Origin of the sequence: Streptomyces pactum, assembly GCF_016031615.1 — a bacterium.
GTDB lineage: Bacteria > Actinomycetota > Actinomycetes > Streptomycetales > Streptomycetaceae > Streptomyces > Streptomyces pactus.
In genome coordinates this window covers 6,144,719-6,165,609 of record NZ_JACYXC010000001.1, presented here as the reverse complement: position 1 = coordinate 6,165,609, position 20,891 = coordinate 6,144,719, and the positions used below count along the sequence as shown (strand labels likewise).

16 protein-coding genes and 1 pseudogene are annotated in these 20,891 nt (G+C 73.5%); 11 read left to right on the top strand and 6 right to left on the bottom strand.

The window, feature by feature from the left end; genetic code table 11:
• Positions 1-143: 143 nt before the first annotated feature.
• Together IHE55_RS24320 and IHE55_RS24315 are read right to left on the bottom strand one after the other, a co-directional pair.
• Positions 144-2,789: an MFS transporter gene (locus tag IHE55_RS24320; RefSeq protein WP_197990972.1), complete on the bottom strand. Its 2,646-nt coding sequence runs from the start codon at positions 2,787-2,789 to the stop codon at positions 144-146.
• A gap of 164 nt (positions 2,790-2,953) precedes the next feature.
• Positions 2,954-3,397: an SRPBCC family protein gene (locus IHE55_RS24315; protein ID WP_197990971.1), complete on the bottom strand. Its 444-nt coding sequence runs from the start codon at positions 3,395-3,397 to the stop codon at positions 2,954-2,956.
• A 160-nt stretch (positions 3,398-3,557) separates the two neighbouring features.
• Between IHE55_RS24315 and IHE55_RS24310 the strand changes: the two genes are divergently transcribed.
• Positions 3,558-4,589 carry an Rv2578c family radical SAM protein gene (locus IHE55_RS24310; RefSeq protein WP_197990970.1) on the top strand — a complete coding sequence of 344 codons (1,032 nt, stop codon included), beginning with the start codon at positions 3,558-3,560 and terminating at the stop codon, positions 4,587-4,589.
• Between the two features lie 65 nt (positions 4,590-4,654).
• Positions 4,655-5,065 (top strand): RidA family protein, encoded by a 411-nt coding sequence (locus tag IHE55_RS24305; protein ID WP_197990969.1) that lies wholly within the window; start codon positions 4,655-4,657, stop codon positions 5,063-5,065.
• Here IHE55_RS24305 and IHE55_RS24300 read toward each other — a convergent pair.
• From IHE55_RS24300 to IHE55_RS24290, 3 genes and pseudogenes are all read right to left on the bottom strand, one after another.
• Entirely contained in the window at positions 5,040-5,447 is a 408-nt protein-coding gene (locus tag IHE55_RS24300; protein ID WP_197990968.1) for a MerR family transcriptional regulator, read from the bottom strand. The two genes, IHE55_RS24305 and IHE55_RS24300, sit on opposite strands and share 26 nt — an antisense overlap.
• Before the next feature lie 118 nt (positions 5,448-5,565).
• Positions 5,566-6,474, bottom strand: a complete 909-nt coding sequence (locus tag IHE55_RS24295) for an SDR family NAD(P)-dependent oxidoreductase (RefSeq protein WP_197990967.1) — start codon at positions 6,472-6,474, stop codon at positions 5,566-5,568.
• Between the two features lie 253 nt (positions 6,475-6,727).
• Positions 6,728-7,312, bottom strand: a pseudogene (locus IHE55_RS24290) (HEAT repeat domain-containing protein); the annotation flags it as partial.
• A 478-nt stretch (positions 7,313-7,790) separates the two neighbouring features.
• Between IHE55_RS24290 and IHE55_RS24285 the strand changes: the two are divergent.
• From IHE55_RS24285 to pssA, 9 genes are all read left to right on the top strand, one after another.
• On the top strand, positions 7,791-9,530 hold the full coding sequence (locus IHE55_RS24285) for a 3-hydroxyacyl-CoA dehydrogenase family protein (RefSeq protein WP_232266779.1): 1,740 nt from the start codon (positions 7,791-7,793) through the stop codon (positions 9,528-9,530).
• 85 nt (positions 9,531-9,615) lie between these two features.
• A complete protein-coding gene (locus IHE55_RS24280; RefSeq protein WP_197990964.1) occupies positions 9,616-10,425 on the top strand; it encodes a TetR family transcriptional regulator in 810 nt (269 codons plus the stop codon).
• Positions 10,426-11,309: 884 nt separating this feature from the next.
• A complete protein-coding gene (gene ccrA, locus IHE55_RS24275) occupies positions 11,310-12,647 on the top strand; it encodes a crotonyl-CoA carboxylase/reductase (RefSeq protein WP_197990963.1) in 1,338 nt (445 codons plus the stop codon).
• Between the two features lie 25 nt (positions 12,648-12,672).
• Complete coding sequence (locus IHE55_RS24270) at positions 12,673-14,685, top strand: ethylmalonyl-CoA mutase (RefSeq protein WP_197990962.1); 2,013 nt, start codon at positions 12,673-12,675, stop codon at positions 14,683-14,685.
• The gene (locus IHE55_RS24265; RefSeq protein ID WP_197990961.1) at positions 14,682-15,659 is read left to right on the top strand and encodes an HpcH/HpaI aldolase/citrate lyase family protein; all 978 of its coding nucleotides are present in this window, start codon (positions 14,682-14,684) and stop codon (positions 15,657-15,659) included. The genes IHE55_RS24270 and IHE55_RS24265 overlap by 4 nt, the downstream gene beginning before the upstream one ends.
• Positions 15,660-15,662: 3 nt before the next feature.
• Positions 15,663-16,175, top strand: a complete 513-nt coding sequence (locus IHE55_RS24260; RefSeq protein ID WP_197990960.1) for a MaoC family dehydratase — start codon at positions 15,663-15,665, stop codon at positions 16,173-16,175.
• A gap of 1 nt (position 16,176) precedes the next feature.
• Positions 16,177-17,382: an acyl-CoA dehydrogenase family protein gene (locus IHE55_RS24255; protein ID WP_197990959.1), complete on the top strand. Its 1,206-nt coding sequence runs from the start codon at positions 16,177-16,179 to the stop codon at positions 17,380-17,382.
• Positions 17,383-17,551: 169 nt separating this feature from the next.
• Positions 17,552-18,214: a phosphatidylserine decarboxylase gene (locus tag IHE55_RS24250; RefSeq protein ID WP_197990958.1), complete on the top strand. Its 663-nt coding sequence runs from the start codon at positions 17,552-17,554 to the stop codon at positions 18,212-18,214.
• Entirely contained in the window at positions 18,201-19,061 is an 861-nt protein-coding gene (gene pssA, locus IHE55_RS24245) for a CDP-diacylglycerol--serine O-phosphatidyltransferase (RefSeq protein ID WP_197990957.1), read from the top strand. The genes IHE55_RS24250 and pssA overlap by 14 nt, the downstream gene beginning before the upstream one ends.
• A gap of 637 nt (positions 19,062-19,698) precedes the next feature.
• On the opposite strand, the gene IHE55_RS24240 is transcribed toward pssA, so the two are convergent.
• Entirely contained in the window at positions 19,699-20,823 is a 1,125-nt protein-coding gene (locus IHE55_RS24240; protein ID WP_197992220.1) for a glycerate kinase, read from the bottom strand.
• Positions 20,824-20,891: the final 68 nt, after the last annotated feature.

The following is a 20,891-nucleotide window of genomic DNA, read 5'->3' as shown; positions in this document are numbered from 1 at the left end:
CCGGACGGCGTGCGGATCTTCATGCCTCATCACGTTACGCGCCGTCGAACGGCCGGACCAGGGCTGTGGACAACGGGCTGTGGACAACCGTTCGGGCCCCGGCCACCGCCGGAGCCCGAACGGGTGAGGGGGACCGGTGCCGGTCAGCCGTCCTCGTGCCCGAGCTGGAGGTCGCGTTCGGTCCGGCCGCCGCCGGCGACCTGGAGCACCGTGGCGACCGGCGGGTAACCGGCGGCGATCACGGTGTACTCGCCCGCCGACAGGTCGATGAAGCGGAACGACCCGTCCGGGCCGGTGGTCACGGTGTCCACCACGTTGCCGGCGGCGTCCAGCAGGGTGACCCGGGCGTCCTCCACCAGCCGTCCGCCGCCGGCCCGCACCACCCCGCGCAGCACCGCGCCGCCGGCCAGTTCGATGTCCTGGCGGGTCTCCCGGGCGGCCTGCACGGTCACCGGGAGGGCGGTGGGGCGGAAGGCGGGGGCGCTGGAGGCGAGGGTGTACTCGCCGGCGACCAGCTCGGTGATGACGTAGCCGCCCTCCCGGCCGCTGCGGGTGGAGGCGACGACCTCGCCGCGGACGTCGGTGAGGGTGACCATGGCGTCGCGCACCGGCGTGCCGTCGGCGGTGCGGACCGTCCCCGCGAGCCGTCCGGCGCCGCCGAGGACCACGTCCAGCTCCACCGGGCGTTCACCGACGGACACCGTGACCGCCTGCGGCTGGTGGCCGCCGGCCGAGGCGATCAGCACGTAGGAGCCGGCGCCGGGGGTGCTCAGCGCGTACCGGCCGTCGCTGCCGGTCGCGCCGCGGCCGATCTGCCGGCCGGCCACGTCGATGAGGGTGAGCGCGGCGCGCGGCACGGTGGTGCCATCGGGGTGGGCGACGGTGCCGCACACCGGGATCCCGGCGCACGGCGGGGCGCCGGCCGGGGCGGGGGCGGCACGCTGCCGTTGAGGCGGGCGTTGGGGGACGCTCTGGTCGGCGGTGGGGTCGGTGGCGTGGTCGGTGGAGACCAAGGGTTTCTCCTTGAGGAGGAAGGCGAGCAGGAAGCCCAGGACGAGCACCGGCACGAGGTAGAGGAAGATCCGCGGCATGGCGTCGGCGTACGCGCCGATGTAGGTGTCCCGCACGGCGGCGGGCAGCGCGTGCACCATCTCGGGGGTGATGGACTCGGGGTCGGGGAGCGGGACGTCGGACGGCCCTTCGGCGGCGGGCGGCTCCTGGGCCATCCGGTCGGCGACGCGGTCGGCGAGCAGGGTGCCGAAGACGGCGGCGCCGATGCTGCCGCCGATCTGCCGGAAGTAGTTGTTGGCGCTGGTCGCCGCGCCGAGGTCGGCGGGGTCCGCGGCGTTCTGCACGGCGAGCACCAGCACCGGCATCACCAGTCCGACGCCCACGCCGAGCACCGCCATCCACAGGCTGTACTCCAGCCGGGGGGTGTCCTCGTCCAGCAGCGACAGCAGCCACATGCCAACGGCCGACAGGGCGCCGCCGACGATCGGGTGGACGCGGTAGCGGCCGGTGCGGCTGACCATGGTCCCGGCGACGGCGGAGGCGAGCACCAGGCCGCCCATCATGGGGAGCATCAGCAGGCCGGACTCGGTGGCGCTGGCGCCGTCGACCATCTGGAGGAAGGTCGGCAGGTAGTTGGCGGCGCCGAACAGCGCGAGCCCGGACAGCGCGCCGACCACCGCGGTGATGTTGAAGGTGGAGTCCCGGAACAGGCGCAGCGGCAGGAGGGGTTCGGGGACGTGGTGCTCGACCAGCACGAACAGCGCCCCCGAGGCCGCGGCTCCGGCCGCCAGGCCCAGGATGACCCCGGAGCCCCACTCGTACTCGGTGCCGCCCCAGCTGGTGAGCAGCACCAGGCAGGTGGTGGCGACGGTGACCAGCGCGGCGCCGACCACGTCGAAGCGGGGCCGGACGGCGGGCCGGGGCAGGTCCAGGACGGTGAGCACCACCGCGAGGGTGACCAGGCCGAAGGGGATGTTGATGTAGAAGCACCAGCGCCAGGAGGCGTGGTCGGTGAAGAAGCCGCCGAGCAGCGGGCCGGCGACCGAGGCGAGCCCGAAGGTGCCGGTGATGATGCCCATGTAGTGGCCGCGGCGGCGGGGCGGCACGATGTCCGCCATGATCGCCTGCACCCCGATCATCAGCCCGCCGCCACCCACGCCCTGGATGGTCCGGCCGATGATCATCTGGTTCATGGTGTCGGCCCAGCCCGCGTAGGCGGAGCCGACGACGAAGACCGCGATCGCGAAGACGAAGACGCTCTTGCGGCCCAGGAGGTCCCCGGCCTTGCCGTAGATGGGCAGGACGACGGTGGAGGACAGCAGGTAGGAGGTGACGGCCCAGGACATCTTGTCCAGGCCGTGCAGGTCGCCGACGACCTCGGGGAGCGCGGTGGCCACGATGGTCTGGTCGAGCGCCGCCAGCAGCAGCGTGAGCATCAGGCCGAGGAAGACCATCCGGACCCTGGCCGGGGAGAGCGGGACCGGTGCCTGGCCCTCGGCGGCGGCCCGCGGGGGGTCCGCAGGGGCCGCCGGGACCGTGGGCGCCGGGGGCGGGCGGGCGCCCGGCCCCGGCACCGGGGCGGGGCCGGGCGGCGGGGCCGGGTCCGCCGGGGCGGCGGCCGGCCGGCCGGGGGCCGAACGGGGGTGCCGGGAGGGGGCCTCGGGGACGACCCCGGGGAGTGTCCCGGTGCCGGCCGGTGTGTCCGGCCACTCGTCGTCCCTGAGCAAGGTGATGCCCACGTATACCTCTCCCCTTCGTCGCACTACGCCGCCGCCCATTTCTCGCATTACGCGACAATGGCGAGCAACTTCGCTCAGGGGCGGTAATTCACCGACGAGAGGGACGCAACCGGCTTTCTCCCCGGTCGGAGGGACGGCACCGCCTCACCGGCGCGCCGGGAAAACCACTCGAACCGGTGACGGCCGCTCCGGCCGGGGGCGGGCTACTTCTCGAACCGCTCGGCCAGCCGGGCGAGTACGGCGTCGTAGATGCGGCCGAGCCCCTTGGGCGCGAAGGTCCGCTCGAAGAAGCCGCCGATGCCGCCGGCGCCGTTCCAGACACTGGTCACGGTGACCCGGGAGAGCCCCTCCCCGGCCGGGGTGACGGTCCAGGTGGTGACCATGGAGGAGTTGCGGTCCTTCTCCACCAGCTGCCCCTCGCTGGGCTCGGTGACCTCCAGCAGGCAGTCGCGCACCCGCTTGCTGGTGGCCTGCAGGCGCCAGTGCACCACGGTGCCCGCGCCGTCGCCGCCCTCGCGCACCTCGTACTCGCTGAACTGCTCGGGGAGCAGTTCGGGGCGCGTTCCGCGGTAGTCGGCGAGGGCGTCGAACACGTCCTCCGGCTTGCCCCTGACGACCCGCTCCGTGGTGGCCTCGACCTGCCCCATGGCTCTTCCTCCTCCTGTGTCGCACCGGCGGCGTCCGCCGCCCCGGCCAGCCAATCACCAGCGGCCGGACCGCCCAAATCAGGGGTTGACCGAGTCGATGACGAACATATGTTCTATTCTGAACGAGAACGGCCGACGGGGGGTGACGGAGGTAGTGACGATGCGCTGGGACAACCTCGCCCCCGACGGCGGAGCCGCCGCCCCCGCCCTCTTCGGCGCCGGTGCGGTGACCACCCGCACCTTCGACACCCCCGAGTTCCGGGGGATCACCTTCCACGAGGTGCGGGCGCGGTCGATCCTCAACCGGGTGCCGGGCGCCTCCCGGATGCCGTTCGAGTGGACGGTCAACCCCTACCGCGGCTGCACCCACGCGTGCGTCTACTGTTTCGCGCGCAAGTCCCACGGCTACCTCGACCTCGACACCGGGCTGGGGTTCGACTCCCAGATCGTGGTGAAGACCAACACCCCCGAACTGCTCCGCCGGGAGCTGGCGTCCCCCCGCTGGCGCGGCGAGCACGTCGCCATGGGCACCAACGTGGACTGCTACCAGCGGGCGGAAGGCCGGTACCGGCTGATGCCCGGCGTCCTGGCCGCGCTCACCGAACGGGCCAACCCGTTCTCCATCCTCACCAAGGGCACGCTGATCCTGCGCGACCTGGAGCTGCTGCGGGCGGCGGCGGACGTGACCGACGTGGGGGTCTCGGTCTCGGTCGGCTTCACCGACCCGGAGCTGTGGCGCACGGTCGAACCGGGCACGCCCTCCCCCGGCCGGCGGCTGGACGTGGTGCGCACCCTGACCGCCCACGGCATCCCGTGCGGGGTGCTGATGGCACCGGTGATCCCCTGGCTGGGCGACCGCCCCGACCAGCTGCGGGACACCGTGCGGGCGGTGGCGGCGGCCGGGGCCACCTCGGTCACCCCGCTCGTGCTCCACCTGCGGCCCGGCGCCCGGGAGTGGTTCATGTCCTGGCTGGCCCGCCACCACCCGGGACTGGTGCCGCGCTACGAGGCGCTGTACGCGAACGGCGCCTACGCGCCCACGGCGTACCAGCGGCGGATCACCCGGCAGGTGCACGAACTGGCCGCGGAGTACGGCATCGGCCCGGCGCCGGCCGGGGCGGCCCGCCGGGTGTCCCGGCCTGCCCCGGCACCGGACGGCCCACCCCCGGCCACCCAGCTGTCCCTGCTGTGAGTCATGATCGGCCGGTGCCGGGCGACCGGTCCGGCCGTACCTTCCGTGAACCGCGAGGAGACAGCATGACCCGGCTCAGCCATGTGGCCGCCCCGGCGGGCGTCGCCCCCGGCAACGGCTACAGCCACGTCGTCTGGGGCACCGGCCGCCTGGTGGCCGTCTCCGGGCAGATCGCCCTCGACGAGCAGGGACGACTGGTCGGCGAGGGCGACCCGGACGCCCAGGCCCGGCAGGTGTTCGAGAACCTGCGCCGTTGCCTGGCGGCGGCCGGGGCGACCTTCGCCGACGTGGTGAAGCTGACCTACTTCGTCACCGACATGGCGTTCCTGCCGGCGGTCCGCCGGGCGCGGGACGAGGTGATCGACACCGCACGGCCGCCGGCCGGCTCGGCGGTGCAGGTGGCGGCGCTCGTCCGGCCCGAACTGCTGCTGGAGGTGGAGGCGCTGGCGATCACCGCGGAGGACCGGCGGCCCTGACCCCCGCGCCGGCACCCGCCGGGGCCACGGCTCCGGCCTCCGCCTCGGCGACCGCGCGGGCCAGCCGGTCGCGCACCCGGGTCTGCGCCTCGATCCGGGCGTCGAGCACCGCCAGCCGGTCGCGGGCGATGCGTAGCCCCTCCGCCCCGGCCGGGCCGGCGGTGACGTCACCGTCCAGGCAGGGCAGGAAGAACCGCACGTCCTCCAGGGTGAGGCCGGCGTCGAGCAGGTGGCGGATGTTGCGCACCCGTCGCACCGCCCGCTCGGGGTACTCCCGGTAGCCGTTGGCCGCCCGGTCCGAGCCGATCAGCCCCTGCTGTTCGTAGTGGCGCAGCGCGCGGGGCGTCGTGCCGGTCCTCCGGGCCAGTTCACCGATGCGCACCCGCGCCACCTCCTCGCCGCCTGTTCTACCAAAGGGCGGGAGCCTCCACCGAACGGCAGAAGCGTCCGCCGGAGGGCGGGGGCGGTGGGGACGGCGGGGACCGGGCGCCGCGCGGGCGTCAGCCGACGACCGCGCCGCCGTCCACCGGGAGCACCACCCCGGTGACGAAGGAGGCTCCGGGCGAGGCCAGCTGGGTGATCGCCCAGGCCACCTCCCCGGGGTGGCCGACGCGGCCGGCCGGGGTGTTCGCCAGCTGCCACTCCCGGGTACGGGCCCGCTGCTCGGGGGTGAATCCGCCGTGCTCGCCGATCGGGGTCTCGACGGCACCGGGGGCCACCGCCACCACGCGGATGCCGCGCGGTGCCAGCTCCACCGCCCAGCTGCGGGTGAGGGTGTCCAGGGCCGCCTTGGTGGAGGCGTACACCCACCCGCCGGGCCAGGCGCGCAGGCCGACGGCGGTGCTGACGTTGACGATCACCCCGCCCGCCTCCGCCAGCGGTTCCAGCGCGGCCTGGGCGAGCAGCGCCGGGGCGACGAGGTTGGTGGCGAGCTGGAGCCCGAACAGCTCGCGGGTGACCTCGCCGAAGGTGCCGGGGCGCACCACACCGGCGTTGTTGACGAGGACGTCCAGCCGTCCGTGGTCCGCCAGCACCCGCCGGACGATCTCCTCGGGCGCGCCGTCGGCGGTGATGTCGGCGGGCAGCGGGTGCACCCCGGGGTGGCCCTCGGCGGTTGCGGCCAGCGGCTCCGGGCGGCGGCCCAGGGCCACCACCTCGGCCCCGGCGCCGGCCAGGGCACGGGCGGTGGCCCGTCCGATGCCGGTGCCGGCCCCGGTGACCACGGCGACCTTCCCGCGCAGGTCCGGCGTGCCGTAACCGATGGGGCCGGTGTGAGCCGGGGTTCCGGCGGGGTCGGTGGGGTCACCGGGGCCGGTGTGCCCGGCCCGGTCGCCGGGGTCGGTGTGACCGGTGGGCCGCGTGGTGCGGGCGGGGTCGGAGCCGCTGATGCGGTGTGGCGTTCGCGTCATGGCGGGAGTGTCGAACCCTGCCGCCGGCGTCAAGGTCAAGTCACCCCGCCCCGGGCCGCCGGCCGGGGCGGGGCCGCCCGCCGTGACCGGGGCGGGCACCCGGGCCGGAGCGGGCCCCGGGGGCCGGCCGGCCGGCCGCGCCGGGCTCCCGGCCGGACCGCCCGCCGGCGGTGCCCGGGGCGCCCGGACCGGACCGGCCCTCCCGGCGGGGGCCGGTGCCGGAGGCCGCCCGGGCGTCCGGGTGGGCCTCTGCGCGGGCCAGCGCGGCGGAGGCGGCGGCGGTCAGCTGGGGGTAGGAACTCGCCAGCGTGAGCACCGGGATGGCCCGGGGGTCGCCGAGCGCGCCGAGCCCCTCCACACAGGCGCGGGCGATGGGCCAGTGGTGGTCACGGGCGGCCAGCAGCCGCTCCAGGGTGGCGATCAGCGCCGGCACCGACTCCGGTGCGCGCAGTTCGACCAGCAGCCGGATGGGGTGGAGCGCGTAGTGGGTGCGGACCGGGTTGGTGGCCAGCGCGGCGGCGGCCCGGGCGGTGCGCGGGTCGCCCAGCCGGGCCAGGGCGCGGGCGGCGGTGACACAGCGCACCGGGTCCCGGTAGTTGAGCATCAGCACCAGCGTCTCGAAGGCCCGCCGGTCCCCGGCGCTGCCCAGCACGTAGGCCGCGGTCTCCCGGGCCCACAGTGGTTGTTCGGGCGCGACCAGGACACGGGCGAGCTTCTCGCGCGCAGCGGGGGTGCGGTCCCGGACGAGGGCCAGCAGCGATGCGTACGCGGCGGTCTCCTCGGGGGACGTGAGTGAAGCCCGCACCCTGTCGGCCAGTGCGCGGAAGTCGTCTTCCATGACCCGATCCCTCCCCATGTGGCAGCGCGCCGTGGCGCGCGCCACAGCGCGAGAGTCCTGACGAGCTCTGGCGTTCCCGGTTACCGGCGAGTTAAGCTCCCGGACACGAGCAGTCCTCCTGCTCGGGCGGCCTGGTGACGCAGCCGCCAGGAGTGACGTCGGTTCGGCACTCAGCCACGGTGCGGCCCCGGGACAGGGCCCGCCACACGCCTTCTTCGCGGGTTGTCTACGACCAGTGGTGCCCGCCCAGGAGCACATAACTCCCTTTCCCGCGAACGCTCGGGTTCGGTGTTCGCGGATCGGGCGTTCCCCCAGTCGTCACTTCTCCCCGTCGCCGGGGAACTCACCTATGGAGTCTCGCCATGGGCCGTCTCTCCACCGCCAACTCCCCCTCCCCCCGCCCCCTTCTTGTGCCGCGCTCCCCGACCCGTCCCCCGCCGCCGCGCTGCGGACCGTGGCCGTCGTGGGCCTGGGCACCATGGGCACCGGCATCGCCGAGGTGCTGGTCCGGTCCGGCCGCCGGGTGATCGGCATCGACGTCCAGGAGGCGGCCGCGCGGCGGGCCGTCGCCGCGCTGGAGTCCTCCACCGCCCGCGCGGTGGCCCGGGGACGGCTCACCGGGCCGGAGCGCGCGGAGGCGCTCGCCCGGTTCGGCACCGCCCCGGACCTGGCCGCGGCGGCCGCCGCCGACCTGGTCGTCGAGGTGGTGCCGGAGGACCACTCCCTCAAGCGGGAGGTGTTCGCCGCGCTGGACGCGGTGGTCCGGCCGGACGCGATCCTGGCCACCGGCACCAACGCGCTGTCGGTCACCCGGCTGGCCGCGGAGTCGGCGCACCCGGAGCGCGTGGTCGGACTGCACTTCTTCAACCCCGCGCCGGCGATGCGGCTGGTGGAGGTGGTCTCCTCGGTGCTCACCTCCCCCACGGCGGTGGCCGCGGTCACCGCGCTCGCCCGGGAACTGGGCAAGGAGCCGGTGGCGGTGGGCGACCGGCCCGGTTTCGTCGCCGACGGCCTGCTCTTCGGCTACCTCAACCAGGCCGCGGCCATGTATGAGTCCCGGTACGCCACCCGGGAGGACATCGACGCCGCGATGCGGCTGGGCTGCGGGCTGCCGATGGGGCCGCTGGCGCTGCTGGACCTGATCGGCATCGACACCGCGCGGACCGTGCTGGAGGCGATGTACGAACGGTCCCGGGACCGGCTCCACGCACCGGCACCGGTGCTGGGGCAGCTGAGCGCGGCCGGGCTCACCGGCCGCAAGGCCGGCCGCGGCTTCTACACCTACGCCGCCCCGGGCAGTGCCGAGGTGGTGCCCGACGGACTCACCCCGGCCGCGCCCCAAGAGGCCGCCGGCGGCGCCCGCCCGGTGCGCCGGGTCGGGGTGGCCGGCTCGGGCACCATGGCCGGCGGCATCGCCGAGGTGTTCGCCAAGGCCGGGTACCAGGTGGTGCTCGCCGGCCGCGACGCCGCCCGGGCCGAGCGGGCCAAGGCCCGGATCGGGCGGTCCCTGGAGCGGTCGGTGGCCAAGGGGCGGCTGACCGCGACGGCGCGGCAGGAGGCGCTGGACCGGATCACCCCGGCCGGGTCGTGGGCGGCGTTCGCGGACGTGGACCTGGCCGTGGAGGCGGTCGCCGAAGACCTGGAGGTCAAGCAGCGGCTGTTCGCGGAGCTGGACGCGGTGTGCCGGCCGGGGGCGGTGCTGGCCACCACCACCTCCTCGCTGCCGGTGGTGGCCTGTGCCCGGGCCACCTCCCGCCCGCAGGACGTGATCGGGATGCACTTCTTCAACCCGGCGCCCGCGATGAAGCTGGTGGAGGTGGTGCGTACGGTGCTCACCTCCGACGCGGCGCACGCCACCGTCCGGGAGGTGTGCGGGACGCTCGGCAAGCACCCGGTGGACTGCGGGGACCGGGCCGGATTCATCGTCAACGCGCTGCTGTTCCCGTACCTGAACAACGCGGTGAAGATGGTCCAGGAGCACTACGCCTCGCCGGACGACATCGACACCGCCATGAAGCTGGGCGGCGGCTACCCGATGGGCCCGTTCGAGCTGCTGGACGTGGTCGGGCTGGATGTGTCGCTGGCGATCGAGAAGGTGCTGCACCGCGAGTTCCGTGATCCGGGCCTGGCCCCGGCCCGGCTGCTGGAGCACCTGGTGGCGGCGGGCTGCCTGGGGCGGAAGACCGGCCGCGGCTTCCGCGAGTATGCGAAGGCCTGACCCGGATCCGGGCTGGGGCGGGCTGCTGGAACCGGCCGGCGGTCCGCCCCGGCACACGCACTCACCGGCGTGTTACGTTCCCCACATGTCCCAGCCCGTGAAGTCCGCCCGTTCGAACCGAACGTCTTCGTCCGACAGCGGCGAGAGCGCCGGCGCCCGCCGTGCCGCGGCCCAGCGTCTGACCATGCGCCGCAAACTGGCCGCCGCCGCGATGGAGTTGTTCGCGACGAAGGGCTACGAGGCGACGACGGTCGACGAGATCGCGGCGGCCGCGGGGGTCGCCCGGCGCACGTTCTTCCGCCACTTCCGCTCCAAGGAGGAGGCGATCTTCCCGGACCACGACGACACCCTGGTGCGGGCCGAGGCGGTGCTGGAGGCGGCGCCGGCGCACGAGAACCCGCTGGACACCGTGTGCCGGGGCATCAAAGAGGTCATGAAGATGTACGCCGCCTCGCCCGCCGCCTCGGTGGAGCGCTACCGGCTGACCCGTGAGGTGCCGGCGCTGCGGGAGGCCGAGATCGCCTCGGTGGCACGGTACGAGCGGCTGTTCACCCGGTACCTGCTGGGCCATTTCGACGAGGGCGCGCACCAGGCCGGGGACGACGACCCGCTGCTGGCCGAGGTGGCGGCGTCCGCCGTGGTCACCGCCCACAACCACGTGCTGCGGCGCTGGCTGCGCGCGGGCGGGCAGGGCGATGTGGAGGCCCAGCTGGACCACGCCTTCGCGATCGTGCGGGAGACCTTCGGGACCGGGATCGGGGCCGGCCGTACCGAGCCCGGCCGGGGGCCGGCCGCGACCGTCTCCAAGGACAGCGAGGTCCTGGTGGCGGTGGCGCGCACCGACGCCCCGCTGGACGAGGTGATGCGGGCCATCGAACGGGCCCTCAAGCGCTGACCCGGTCCGCCCCGGACACCGGCGCCCGGGCCCCGGCCCCGGCGCCGCCCCCGCGGATTCCGGACTCGGACTGCGGCCCGGGTCCGCCCCGCCGACCGTGGCGCCCGGGGCCTGACCCGGCGCCGCCCCCGTCCGGTCCCCGGCCACCCGCGCCCCCCACGGCCACCCGCGCCCGACACCGACGCACGCCCGCCTTGCCGCACCCGCCGCGCCCGCGCACGGTCCGGCCCGTCCGGCGGTCCGGTGCCCCTGCCCGGCCCCGCGCCGCCCCGCGGGCCCCGGTGCCCGGACCCCGCCCCGGCGCCGCCCCCCGTCCGGTCCTCGGAGACCCGCGCCCGGAAAAACCGGCCGCCCCCGGCACCGGCGCGCCCGCCGTGCCGCAGCGGCCGCCCGGCGACCGCCCGCACCCGCACCCGGGCGCCGGCCGCGCCCACGCCCGGGCTCCGGCCGCACCCTCCCCCCGGCTCACCGATTCGCACACAACCCCACACGCGCCGTCACGGCCGCCCCTCCCCGGGGTGGCCGTTTTGCTCATGTGTGCAGCGCGTATGACAGCTGAGAGAAATTGTTGGCACCCAGTGTCTTGAACGCTGGCACGGCGTGCCATAACGTGAAGGACGTCCGGGCGACCGGCACACCGGAGGCATCCCCCGGGCGAACGTCCGGGGTACGGGCCGCCGGGCGCCGGCTGTCCCCGCAGTACGCCTGCGCGTCCGGACGCCTGCGTCACAGGCACCTCCCCGGCCCCGTCCGGTCCGGGGACCCCGCGTCACCAGCGCACCGCCGAGCTCCACCTCCGCCGAACCGACGGCACCGCACCACACCCTTCAGACCCGACCCCTGCGTTCCCCCAAGCGTCCCCAAACGCTTCGCCGGAGGCCCACGTGAACGAGATCCTGGACGCGATCCTCGCGACCGACAGCACGCCAGCGGACATCGCGGCCCTGCCCCTGCCCGAGTCGTACCGCGCGATCACCGTGCACAAGGACGAGGCCGAGATGTTCGCCGGCCTGTCCACGCGGGAGAAGGACCCGCGCAAGTCCCTCCACCTGGACGAGGTCCCGGTGCCCGAACTCGGCCCGGGCGAGGCCCTGGTCGCCGTGATGGCCAGCTCGGTCAACTACAACTCCGTGTGGACGTCGATCTTCGAGCCGGTCTCGACGTTCGCCTTCCTGGAGCGGTACGGCAAGCTCTCCCCGCTGACCAAGCGGCACGACCTGCCGTACCACGTCATCGGCTCCGACCTGGCCGGCGTGGTGCTGCGCACCGGCCCCGGGGTCAACGCCTGGAAGCCCGGCGACGAGGTGGTGGCCCACTGCCTGTCGGTGGAGCTGGAGAGTGCCGACGGCCACGACGACACCATGCTCGACCCCGAGCAGCGCATCTGGGGCTTCGAGACCAACTTCGGCGGCCTGGCCGAGATCGCGCTGGTGAAGTCCAACCAGCTGATGCCCAAGCCGGCGCACCTCAGCTGGGAGGAGGCCGCCGCGCCGGGCCTGGTCAACTCCACCGCCTACCGGCAGCTGGTGTCCCGCAACGGCGCCGCGATGAAGCAGGGCGACAACGTGCTGATCTGGGGTGCCAGCGGCGGCCTGGGCTCGTACGCCACCCAGTTCGCCCTGGCCGGCGGCGCCAACCCGATCTGTGTGGTCTCCTCCCCGCAGAAGGCGGAGATCTGCCGGTCGATGGGCGCCGAGGCGATCATCGACCGCAATGCCGAGGACTACCGGTTCTGGAAGGACGAGCACACCCAGGACCCCCGGGAGTGGAAGCGCTTCGGCAAGCGCATCCGCGAACTGACCGGCGGCGAGGACGTGGACATCGTCTTCGAGCACCCCGGCCGGGAGACCTTCGGCGCCAGCGTCTACGTCACCCGCAAGGGCGGCACCATCGTCACCTGCGCCTCCACCTCCGGCTACCGCCACGAGTACGACAACCGCTACCTGTGGATGTCGCTCAAGCGGATCGTCGGCTCGCACTTCGCCAACTACCGCGAGGCGTGGGAGGCCAACCGCCTGATCGCCAAGGGGAAGATCCACCCCACGCTGTCGAAGACGTACACCCTGGCCGAGACCGGCCAGGCCGCCTACGACGTCCACCGCAACCTGCACCAGGGCAAGGTCGGCGTGCTCTGCCTGGCCCCCGAGGAGGGTATGGGTGTGCGTGATCACGAGATGCGCGCCCGCCACATCGACGCCATCAACCGGTTCCGGAACATCTGACCACCCGAGGGGCAGGACCGCGTTCATGACGGAGCGTGAGAAGGACCGTCCGTGGCTGATGCGGACGTACGCCGGGCACTCCACCGCCCAGGCCTCCAACGAGCTGTACCGGCGCAACCTCGCCAAGGGCCAGACCGGCCTGTCGGTGGCGTTCGACCTCCCGACGCAGACCGGCTACGACCCCGACCACGTGCTCGCCCGCGGCGAGGTGGGCCGGGTCGGGGTCCCGGTGGCCCACCTCGGTGACATGCGCCGGCTGTTCCAGGACATCCCCCTGGAGCGGATGAACACCTCGATGACCATCAACGCGACCGCCCTGTGGCTGCTCGCGCTCTACCAGGTGGTCGCCGAGGAACAGGGCGCCGACATCTCCCGGCTCCAGGGCACCACCCAGAACGACATCGTCAAGGAGTACCTGTCGCGCGGGACGTACGTCTTCCCGCCCGGCCCCTCGCTCCGGCTGACCACCGACATGATCAGCCACACGGTGGCGCACCTGCCGAAGTGGAACCCGATCAACATCTGCAGCTACCACCTGCAGGAGGCCGGGGCCACCCCGGTGCAGGAGATCGCCTACGCGATGTCCACCGCCATCGCGGTGCTGGACGCGGTGCGGTCCTCCGGCCAGGTGCCGCCGGAGCGGTTCGGCGACGTCGTCGGCCGGATCTCCTTCTTCGTCAACGCCGGGGTCCGGTTCGTCGAGGAGATGTGCAAGATGCGCGCCTTCGGCCGTGTCTGGGACACGATCACCCGGGAGCGGTACGGCATCACCGACCCCCGGAAGCGGCGCTTCCGCTACGGCGTCCAGGTCAACTCGCTGGGGCTGACCGAGGCGCAGCCGGAGAACAACGTCCAGCGCATCGTGCTGGAGATGCTCGCCGTCACCCTCTCCAAGGACGCCCGCGCCCGCGCGGTGCAGCTCCCGGCCTGGAACGAGGCGCTGGGTCTGCCCCGCCCCTGGGACCAGCAGTGGTCGCTGCGCATCCAGCAGGTGCTGGCGCACGAGAGCGACCTGCTGGAGTACGACGACATCTTCGCCGGGTCGCACGTGGTCGAGGCGAAGGTGGAGTCCCTGGTCGCCGACAGCCTCGCCGAGATCGACCGCATCCAGCAGATGGGCGGTGCGATGGCCGCCGTGGAGTCGGGCTACCTCAAGTCCGAGCTGGTCGCCTCGCACGCGCGGCGGCGGGCCCGGATCGAGGCCGGCGAGGAGAAGATCGTCGGCGTCAACTGCTTCGAGTCCACCGAGCCCAGCCCGCTCACCGCCGACCTGGACACCGCGATCCAGACGGTGGACCCGGAGAACGAGGCCCGGGTGGTCGCCGCCCTGCACCGGTGGCGGGACGAGCGGGACGAGCACCGTGCCCAGGCGGCTCTGGCGGCGCTGAAGAAGGCCGCGGCGGGCGAGGAGAACCTCTTCGCGGCCACCCTGGAGTGCGCCCGGGCGGGCGTGACCACCGGCGAGTGGACCTGGGCGCTGCGCGACGTCTTCGGCGAGTACCGGGCGCCGACCGGGGTGTCCGGCGCGCCGGTCGCGGTCACCGCCGAGGCCGGCACCCCGCTGGCGGCGGTGCGCGCCAAGGTCGAACGGACCGCCGCGGAGCTGGGCACCGGCCGGCTGCGGCTGCTGGTCGGCAAGCCGGGCCTGGACGGGCACAGCAACGGCGCCGAGCAGATCGCGGTACGGGCCCGGGACGCCGGCTTCGAGGTGGTCTACCAGGGCATCCGGCTCACCCCGGAGCAGATCGTGGCGGCCGCGGTGGCCGAGGACGTGCACTGCGTGGGCCTGTCCATCCTCTCCGGCTCGCACGCCGCCCTGGTGCCGGACGTGCTGGACCGGCTGCGCCGGGCCGGGGCCGGTGACATCCCCGTCATCGCCGGCGGGATCATCCCCGCCGCCGACGCGGCGGCGCTCCGTGAGGCCGGGGTGGCCGCCGTCTTCACGCCGAAGGACTTCGGCATCACTGAGATCATCGGCCGTATCGTCGATCAGATCCGGACAGCGAACAAGCTCGACCCCCTGGAGGTCCCCGCATGACCGAGTCCTCTTCCTCCCCGGTGAACCGGCTGCGCCCGCGCCGCTCCTGCCTGGCCGTGCCGGGCAGCAACCCGCGCTTCCTGGAGAAGGCCCAGGGCCTCCCGGCCGACCAGGTCTTCCTGGACCTGGAGGACGCGTGCGCGCCGCTGGCCAAGGAAGGTGCCCGGCACACCATCGTGGACTTCCTGAACAAGGGCGACTGGACCGGCAAGACCCGGGTGGTGCGGGTCAACGACTGGACCACGCACTGGACGTACCGGGACGTGGTGACGGTGGTGGAGGGCGCCGGCCAGAACCTGGACTGCATCATGCTGCCCAAGGTCCAGGACGCCCAGCAGATCGTGGCGCTGGACCTGCTGCTCACCCAGATCGAGAAGACCATGGGCTTCGAGGTCGGGCGGATCGGCATCGAGGCGCAGATCGAGAACGCCAAGGGCCTGGTGAACGTCGACGAGATCGCCGGCGCCTCGCCCCGGCTGGAGACGATCATCTTCGGCCCGGCCGACTTCATGGCCTCCATCAACATGAAGTCGCTGGTGGTGGGGATGCAGCCGCCCGGCTACCCGGCGGACGCGTACCACTACATCCTGATGCGCATCCTGATGGCGGCCCGTACCCACGACCTCCAGGCGATCGACGGCCCCTTCCTCCAGATCAAGAACGTGGAGGGCTACCGGGAGGTGGCCGGGCGCGCCGCGGCGCTGGGCTTCGACGGCAAGTGGGTGCTCCACCCCGGCCAGGTGGAGGCGGCCAACGAGGTGTTCTCGCCCTCCCAGGAGGACTACGACCACGCCGAGCTGATCCTCGACGCCTACGCGTGGCACACCTCCGAGGCGGGCGGCAAGAAGGGCTCGGCGATGCTCGGCGACGAGATGATCGACGAGGCGAGCCGGAAGATGGCCCTGGTGATCGCGGGCAAGGGCCGCGCCGCCGGGATGACCCGTACGTCCACGTTCCAGGCCCCGGAGGCGTAAGCGATGCAGTTCGGCCGCACCTACGAGGAATTCACCGTCGGTGACGTCTACAAGCACTGGCCGGGGAAGACCGTCACCGAGTACGACGACCATCTGTTCTGTCTGCTCACCATGAACCACCACCCGCTCCACCTGGACGCGCACTACGCGGAGCGGACCACCGACTTCGGCCGGAACGTGGTGGTCGGCAACTACGTGTACTCGCTGCTGCTGGGCATGTCGGTGCCGGACGTGTCGGGCAAGGCGATCGCCAACCTGGAGGTCGAGTCGCTGCGGCACGTGGCGCCGACCTTCCACGGGGACACCGTCTACGGCGAGACCACGGTGCTCGGCAAGACCCCCTCGCGGTCCAGGAGCGACCGCGGCGTGGTCCACGTCGAGACCAGGGGGTACAAGCAGGACGGCACGCTGGTCTGTGTCTTCCGGCGCAAGGTGATGGTGCCGACCGCCACCTACATCGAGGAGCGCGGCGGCGAGCAGCCCGGCCGGCCGGAACCGCGGGAACAGGGGAAGTGACATGGGACGGCTGGCGCAGACCGACGGACTGACCGACATCCAGCAGGAGATCCTGCACACCGTCCGCGACTTCGTGGACAAGGAGATCATCCCGGTCGCCACCGAGCTGGAGCACCGGGACGAGTACCCGACGCAGATCGTGGAGGGTCTCAAGGAGCTGGGCGTCTTCGGGCTGATGATCCCCGAGGAGTACGGCGGGCTGGGTGAGTCGCTGCTCACCTACGCGCTGTGCGTGGAGGAGATCGCCCGCGGCTGGATGAGCGTGTCGGGCATCATCAACACCCACTTCATCGTCGCGTACATGCTCAAGCAGCACGGCACCCAGGAGCAGAAGGACCACTTCCTGCCGAAGATGGCGCTGGGCGATATCCGCGGCGCCTTCTCGATGTCCGAGCCGGGGCTCGGCTCCGATGTGTCGGCGATCACCACCAAGGGCGTGCGGGACGGCGACGAGTACGTCCTGACCGGACAGAAGATGTGGCTGACCAACGGCGGCACCTCCTCGCTGGTGGCGGTGCTCTGCCGGACCGACGAGGGGCACCCGGAGGGGACCGCCCCGCACCGGTCGATGACCACCTTCCTGATCGAGAAGGAGCCGGGCTTCGGCGAGGTCCGGCCGGGTCTCACCGTCCCCGGCAAGATCGAGAAGATGGGGTACAAGGGCGTCGACACCACCGAGCTGATCCTGGACGGGGTGCGGGTCCCGGCCGACCGGGTGCTCGGCGGGGCCACCGGGCGAGGTTTTTACCAGATGATGGACGGGGTGGAGGTGGGCCGGGTCAACGTGGCGGCCCGCGGCTGCGGTGTCGCCCGGCGCGCCTTCGAGCTGGGCGTTGCGTACGCACAGCAGCGAAGCACCTTCGGCAAGCCCATCGCCCAGCACCAGGCCATCCAGTTCAAACTCGCCGAAATGGCGACAAAGGTCGAGGCGGCCCATGCGATGATGGTCAACGCGGCCCGGAAGAAGGACTCCGGCCAGCGCAATGACCTCGAAGCGGGCATGGCGAAGTACCTCGCGTCGGAGTACTGCAAAGAGGTCGTGGAGGACGCGTTCCGCATCCACGGCGGCTACGGCTTCTCCAAGGAGTACGAGATCGAGCGCCTCTACCGGGAGGCACCGATGCTTCTCATCGGTGAAGGGACCGCCGAGATTCAGAAAATGATCATCGGCCGCCGCCTGCTGGAGGAGTACCGCATACAAGGCTGAATGTCCGGTTCGGTATGGTATATCCGCGAACAAGATCACACCGGGCCATGGGACTTCGGCCACCGTGCGACCTCGGCGCTTGCCCAGTCACCGCTCGCAACCGATACCATCCGGTAAAGCCGCCGTCCCCGTTTTCGCAACGCGGCACCCTCCGCTACGAAGGTCATCCATGCCCCACAGCCATACCTCTGCACCACGCGACAGCCTTGCCGGCGTACGCCTCGCGCGCGGAGCATCGCCGTGGCTCCTGCCCACCGTCGCCACGGCGGCGGTCAGCCTCACGGCCGCAACGGTCCGCCGCTCCGGGCGCTGGGCTGCCGTCGCCGTGCCCACCACCGCGCTCGCGGCGGGCATGCTGTGGTTCTTCCGCGACCCCGAGCGAGAGATCGCTCAGGGCCGGGTCATCTCTCCGGCGGACGGCGTGGTGCAGAGCATCATGCCGTGGAAGGACGGGCGCACCCGCGTCGCGATCTTCATGAGTCCGCTGAACGTCCACGTCAACCGCGCGCCGCTGGCCGGCACGGTGACGTCCGTGGAGCACATCCCCGGCGGGTTCGTCCCGGCGTTCAACAAGGAGAGCGAGAACAACGAGCGGGTCGTCTGGCACTTCGACACCGAGCTGGGCGACATCGAGATGGTGCAGATCGCCGGCGCCGTCGCCCGCCGCATCGTGCCCTACCTCCCGGAGGGCGTGAAGGTCGAGCAGGGCGAGCGGATCGGCCTGATCCGCTTCGGCTCGCGCGTCGACCTCTACCTCCCGGAGGGCGTGGACGTGGCGGTCGAGGTGGGACAGACCACGGTGGCGGGGGTGACTCGTCTTGACCGTGCTTGATCCCGATACCAAGACCTCGGCCTGGGTCCCGGAGGCCGAGGTCGAGGTGGACGACACGGACGACATGCCGCTGTCGACGCGGCTGTCGATAGCCGACGCGCTCACCCTGGGCAACGCCACGTGCGGGTTCATGGCGGTGTACTTCACCACCACCGGGGTGCTCATCCCCCACCTCACCGGCAACGAGGACGGCGGCATGGCGCGGCACAGCGCCGCCACCGCCGTGATGCTGATGCTGCTGGCGTCGGTGTTCGACCTCTTCGACGGTCTGGTGGCGCGGAAGCTGCGCAGCTCGGCGATGGGTGCGGAGCTGGACAACCTCTCCGACCTGATCAGCTTCGGACTGGCCCCGGCCTACTTCGTGCTCGTGTGGGGCATGGTCGCCGACGACGCGTACCAGCGGGTGTCGGCGGTGGCCGCGATCGTGGTGCTGCTGGCGGTGGTGCTGCGGCTTGCGAGATTCTCCTGCGTGACCCTGAAGGACGGCGTGTTCCAGGGCATGCCGAGCCCGTTCGGCGCGCTCACGGTGGTCTCGGTGGTCCTGCTGGGCCTGCCGTTCGTGCCGACCCTGCTGGCGATCGTCGGGGTGGCCTGGCTGATGGTGAGCCGGGTGGAGTACCCCAAGCCCCGCGGCCGGCTCGCGGTGGCGATGCTCAGCTGGATCGTCACCAGCATGGCGCTGCTGGCGGCCTGGGCGTTCGACGCCCCGGGCGGTGAGCTGCTGCTCCAGACCGGGTGCTCGCTCCAGCTGGTGATGGGCGCGGTGATCCCGCTCTTCGCGACGGCGCGGCGGGTGAACACCTTCCGCGACAACCGGCGCGAGGCCCGGGCGGCGCAGCTGCCGTAGCCGGTGGCGCGGCCGCCCCGGCGGGCGGCGGCCACCACGAAGTTCCGGGACGTGGGCCCGGGCGATCGATCCGATCGCCCGGGCCCACGTCGCGTTCGGGGCGGTGGCGCCCCGGGGCGGGGCTGTGTTCCCGCGTTCCCGCTCCGCCGCGGCCGGGCGGTGTGCCGGGCGCCCGCGGCTGCCGGGGGCGCCCGGGGCGGGATGTGGCCGGGGGTGCGGACCGGGACCGGTGGCGGCGCCGGGGGGGCGGGCCGGAGGGACCCGGGTGCGGCGGAGGCGCACAGGTACGGGCCGAGGGCCCCGGACGCCCCGTACGGCCCGCGGAGCCCGGTAGGGCCCCACACAGGCCCGGGTGCGCTCTGGTACGTCCCGAGAGGTCCGGTACCGCCCTGGCAGGCGCTGGCAGGACCAGATACCGGCGGCGAGGCCCGGCGGCGGCCGAGGGCGTCGGTAGCGGCCCGTACGACGGCCGTGCGAGGCCCCGGCGCGCGGCCTCGGGGGCCGGAGGGACCCGAGGCGGGAGACGCCTCGGGTCGCGGTCGGCACCGGACCCGGGCCCGGTGCCCCGGGAGGCGAGCCGGCCCCCCGGGCCGTCAGGGCGCGGTGCCCACCGGGCGCACAGGCCCTCCTCGGTGGCTCACAGGCCCTCGTCGGCGGCGAGCCGGGCCGCGGTGCGTTCCAGGAGGGGCCCCGCCTCCGCCATGCAGCGGTCCGGGTCCGGTTCCAGGTCGGTGAGGGCGTACGCCCGCTCGATGCCCGCGGCGGCGAGCGCCTCCCGGTCGATGGCGAGCCGGCCGCAGACCGCGAGCACCCGCCTGCCGCGTGCCCGGGCCGCGGCAGCCACCCCCGCCGGCGCCTTGCCGTGCAGGGTCTGCCGGTCCAGCGACCCCTCCCCGGTGATCACCAGGTCCGCCCGTTCCAGGGCCGGGGCGAAGCCGAGCACGTCGAGCATGACCTCGATGCCGGGCCGGAAGACCGCGCCGAGCCCGACCAGGGCGCCGTACCCCAGGCCGCCCGCCGCGCCGGCGCCTGGGGCCTGGGCGCAGGTGGCGGCCCGGCCGCCGACCGCGCGCTCCAGGACCTCGGCGTAGTGGGCGAGTGCGGCGTCCAGCTCCGCCACCTCCGCCTCGCCGGCGCCCTTCTGCGGGCCGTAGACGGCCGGGGCGCCGGTGGGGCCGGTGAGCGGGTTGTCCACGTCGCTGGCGAGCACGATCTCGGTCCGGGCCAGCCGCGGGTCGAGGGTGGACAGGTCGGCGCTCGCCAGCTCGCGCAGCGGCCCGCCGCCGGGGGCGACCGGCTCACCGTCCGCGGTGCGCAGCCGGGCGCCGAGGGCACCGAGCATCCCGGCCCCGCCGTCCGTGGTGGCGCTGCCGCCGACGCCGAAGACGATGGTGCGGGCGCCCGCGTCCAGCGCGGCGCGCAGCAGCTCGCCAGTGCCGTACGTGGTGGCGGTGAGCGGCGCGAAGACCCCCGCCGGCAGGTGGCGCAGCCCGGAAGCCTCCGCCATCTCGACCACCGCGGTGTCCTGCCGCAGCGCGTACGAGGCGGTCACCGGTTCGCCGAGCGGACCGGTCACCCGCACCTCACGGCGTTCGAAACCGGCCGCGACCGCGGCCTCGACCGTGCCGTCGCCGCCGTCGGCGACCGGCAGGGTCTCCACCCGCACCGTGCCGGACGCGCCGCGCCGCAGGCCGGTGGTGACATGCTCGGCGACCTGTGCGGCCGTGAGCGACCCTTTGAACTTGTCCGCGGCGATGAGCACGCTGGTGTCCGTCACCTTGCTACCCCTTGCTTGATCCACAGGAGTCGCGCCGCTGCGACCTTATACGC

Excerpts from the sequence above, each read along its gene's own strand:
- IHE55_RS24280 (WP_197990964.1), top strand. The coding sequence starts at position 9,616 with ATGTCCCAGCCCGTGAAGTCCGCCCGTTCGAACCGAACGTCTTCGTCC.
- IHE55_RS24295 (WP_197990967.1), bottom strand. The coding sequence starts at position 6,474 with ATGACGCGAACGCCACACCGCATCAGCGGCTCCGACCCCGCCCGCACC.
- IHE55_RS24310 (WP_197990970.1), top strand. The coding sequence starts at position 3,558 with ATGCGCTGGGACAACCTCGCCCCCGACGGCGGAGCCGCCGCCCCCGCC.
- IHE55_RS24250 (WP_197990958.1), top strand. The coding sequence starts at position 17,552 with ATGCCCCACAGCCATACCTCTGCACCACGCGACAGCCTTGCCGGCGTA.
- IHE55_RS24285 (WP_232266779.1), top strand. The coding sequence starts at position 7,791 with ATGGGCACCGGCATCGCCGAGGTGCTGGTCCGGTCCGGCCGCCGGGTG.
- IHE55_RS24270 (WP_197990962.1), top strand. The coding sequence starts at position 12,673 with ATGACGGAGCGTGAGAAGGACCGTCCGTGGCTGATGCGGACGTACGCC.
- IHE55_RS24265 (WP_197990961.1), top strand. The coding sequence starts at position 14,682 with ATGACCGAGTCCTCTTCCTCCCCGGTGAACCGGCTGCGCCCGCGCCGC.
- IHE55_RS24305 (WP_197990969.1), top strand. The coding sequence starts at position 4,655 with ATGACCCGGCTCAGCCATGTGGCCGCCCCGGCGGGCGTCGCCCCCGGC.
- IHE55_RS24260 (WP_197990960.1), top strand. The coding sequence starts at position 15,663 with ATGCAGTTCGGCCGCACCTACGAGGAATTCACCGTCGGTGACGTCTAC.
- IHE55_RS24315 (WP_197990971.1), bottom strand. The coding sequence starts at position 3,397 with ATGGGGCAGGTCGAGGCCACCACGGAGCGGGTCGTCAGGGGCAAGCCG.
- IHE55_RS24255 (WP_197990959.1), top strand. The coding sequence starts at position 16,177 with ATGGGACGGCTGGCGCAGACCGACGGACTGACCGACATCCAGCAGGAG.
- IHE55_RS24320 (WP_197990972.1), bottom strand. The coding sequence starts at position 2,789 with ATGGGCGGCGGCGTAGTGCGACGAAGGGGAGAGGTATACGTGGGCATC.